This window comes from Bradyrhizobium sp. UBA2491 (genome assembly GCF_002341725.1).
Lineage (GTDB): Bacteria > Pseudomonadota > Alphaproteobacteria > Rhizobiales > Xanthobacteraceae > Bradyrhizobium.
Window position 1 is genome coordinate 2,349 of record NZ_DDOP01000073.1, and the last position, 369, is coordinate 2,717.

Sequence of the window (369 nt, forward strand, 5' to 3'; positions counted from 1 at the left end):
CGGCACAAGGCCGGGCATCACAAATGATCTGTGTGGGGGGCGCCGACTTACGGACAGGAACGGCGCACGCCACCTTTCGCGATGTAGGTGCCCGAAGCCGGGTCGTAGGAACGGAAGCGCTGAGAGCAATAGGCGTCGTTGTTGGCCTTGGCCTGGCTCGCCGCGATCGCGCCGCCAATGATGGCACCGGCCGCAAGACCGCCGATGATCGCCGCGCCGTTTCCGCCGCCGTGGTGATGGTGGTATCCGCCGCGATAACCACCGCGATAGCCATAGCGCGGGCCGCCGCCATGCCAGTGACGATACTGCACATGCTCGACGGAGGTGGGCTGGTCCTGCAACCGGGCGGGCGCGAGCGGCGCGGCGACC

General features: G+C 68.0%; 1 protein-coding gene. It reads right to left on the bottom strand.

Features of this window, described 5'->3' with window-relative positions; translation table 11 throughout:
- Positions 1-47 precede the first annotated feature (47 nt).
- A partial coding sequence (locus B2W55_RS24425; protein ID WP_291532297.1) for a BA14K family protein occupies positions 48-369 on the bottom strand: 322 nt, incomplete at its 5' end.